Source organism: Sphingomonas bacterium (assembly GCF_903644055.1).
Lineage (GTDB): Bacteria > Pseudomonadota > Alphaproteobacteria > Sphingomonadales > Sphingomonadaceae > Sphingomonas_I.
Map to the genome: position 1 here is coordinate 1 of NZ_CAHJXD010000269.1, position 2,559 is coordinate 2,559.

Annotated in this window: 2 protein-coding genes; both read left to right on the forward strand. The window is 67.6% G+C overall.

From position 1 onward, the window contains the following. The first annotated feature begins 135 nt into the window (after nt 1-135). The gene (locus tag HUU94_RS11670; RefSeq protein WP_174275245.1) at nt 136-1,461 is read left to right on the forward strand and encodes a hypothetical protein; all 1,326 of its coding nucleotides are present in this window, start codon (nt 136-138) and stop codon (nt 1,459-1,461) included. A gap of 1 nt (nt 1,462) precedes the next feature. After that, nucleotides 1,463-2,559: glycosyltransferase family 4 protein (locus tag HUU94_RS11675; RefSeq protein WP_174275246.1), on the forward strand; the 1,097-nt coding region annotated here is incomplete at its 3' end.

The window sequence follows — 2,559 nt, forward strand, 5'->3', positions numbered from 1 at the left end:
CCGGCCGGAACGATCGCCCGCGCCGCGCGGCACGAGCTGGGCCGAGATCGGCGCGGCGACGATGGCCGTCTATGCGCGCGCCGCCGGCTGATGGCGGACGCGCATTCTCTGTCGCTTCCCGCGCGACGGCGGGACATGAATGTGCCCGGCCGCCTGCTCGGGAAAGCCGCGCGACGGGATGCGGAGCGGGCGGCAAAGGCGGCCGAGCCTGTCGAGGACGGCCCCGCGCCGAAGCCCGCGACGCGCGCGGCGATCACGCTGCTGCTGGTCACCATATTGTTCGTGCCGCAACTGGCGATCAACGCGGGCACGCTGGCGATGAATTTCAGCCTGCCGGCGGTCTATATCCTGATCGTCGTCGGGCTGCTCGACGGCGTCTTCGTCGTGGGGCTTTCCTCGCTGCTGACGTTGGTGTTCCTCGCGGCGGTCGCCTTCTTTAGCCTCAAGTTCAACGCGGGCCATGCATCGTCGACCTCGCTGCTGCTGCTGTTCGCGCTCTATATTCCCTTCCTGTTTCGGGGTCACAGGCCGCTTGGCCGCGTCTATTTCGAATGGGCCGCGCGTCGTTACGTCCTGCTGATGATGGTGGTCGCCTTCGCCGCGATGGCGCAGGCGGCGCTGCATCCGTTCGTCCATGACGATCGGCTGCTGGCTTTCTCCAACAGCATGCCGGAGGCGATCCGCCAGAGCGGGCATTACAACACCATCGCGTTTACGGGCAATCTGCTGCGCTCCAACGGTTTCTTCCTGCGCGAGCCTTCGTTTCTCTCGGGCTATGCGGGCATCGCGCTGCTGATCGAGATCGCGCTGTTCCGGCGATGGCTGGTGCTGCTCGCGTTGATCGCGGCGATGCTGCTCGCGCTTTCGGGCACGGGTATCCTGATCGTGCTGATCGCCCTGGTGGTCGCGGGGCTTCGCCGCGCGCCGGTGAAGGCGCTGATCGGCGGTCTTGCGCTGATCCCCGCGATGCCGGTGATCGCCAATCTGGTCGGCCTCGCCCTGCTGGCGGACCGGCTCAACGAATTCTCCGCGCCGGGCAGCAGCGGCTATGCGCGGTTCGTGGCGCCCTGGGCGTTCGTGCAGGGCGGGCTCTCTCGCTGGCCCTGGTCGCTGCTGATCGGAAACGGGCCGGGATCGATCCTGCGCGCGATCAAGGAATCGGATACGACGTTCGAAATCTTCGATCCGACCTGGGCGAAGGTCCTGTTCGAATATGGCGTCGCGGGAAGCATCGGCTTCGCGGTGCTGCTGGGCGTCGGCTATCGGCTGCGCGAGGCGCCGTTCAGCCTCAAGACGGGGATGCTCTATGCGTGGATCGCGGCGGGCGAAAATCTGCTCGATCCCGATTTCAACGGTATCATGCTGCTGCTCGTCATCTTCTGGGCCAAGCCCGTATCGATGGTGATCCCGTCGGGATCGCGGGTCACCGATACGGCCGCACATCAGGGAAATGGAGCTTAGGATGATCAACGCATCCCGCGCGACGCGGGTGGGCTTCGTTTCCGCCGGCGACGACGAATATGGCGTGCGCCGCAGCCTGGAAGGGCTGTTTCGCGGGTTTCAGGATCAGGGGGTCGAGCCCGTGCTGATCTGCCTCGAGGCGGGGCCGATGATGGAGCTCGGGCCGCTGACGGGCGCCGAGACGCATGCCTGCGCGATCGGCGTGCCGCGCAACTTCGGTTCGTTCGCCGATGCGTTCCACAATCTCGCTTTCATGGCGCGCGCCTCGGCGGCGCTGGCCAAGGTGCTGAAGCGGCTCGATCTCGAAGCGGTGATCGTCCGGCAGGGCTTCCAAGTGCCGCTCACCGCGCGCGCCGCGCATATCGCGGGCGTGCCGAGCTTCTGGCTGATGCCCAATCTGGTCAGCGATCGCTATCCGCTGCGACTCAATGCGCGCATCTACGATCTGCTGCTCGCGCGCTACGGCATGACCGCGATCGCCAACAGCCATTATACGCGCACCTCGCTGCTCGGCCGGCGCGCGCGCTCGGCGGTCTCGCATCTCGGCATCAATCCCGAAACCTTCGCCGCCGATACCCGCCCCGCCGATCGCGCGGCCTACGGCTTCGAACCCGGCGATGCCCTGTTCGGCATCTTCGCGCGGATGGTCGAATTCAAGGGGCAGCTCGAATTCGTCCAGGCGATCGGGCGCGCGGCCGGGCAGCATCCCGATGCGCGGCTGCTGATCGTCGGCGGGCCGATCGAGGGCGATTATGCGGCGAAGGTCCGGGCCGAAATCGATCGGCTCGGCCTGGGCGGCAAGGTGCTGCTCGCCGGGCCAGCCAACCGGCTGCCGGACGGCATGCCCGCGCTCTATGCGATGTGCGACGTCATCGTGAACGCGCGGATCGATCCCGAGCCGTTCGGGCTTTCGGTGATCGAAGGGATGCTGATGGCCAAGCCGCTGCTCGTCCACGCGCTCGGCGGCCCCGCCGAGACGGTCGTCGACGGCGAGGATGGCTGGCACGTCACCGAACCGACCGCCTCGGGCTTCGCCGCCGGGATCGATCGCGCGATGGCCGATCGCGGGCCAGCGCGCGATCGGCGCGCGCGCCGCCG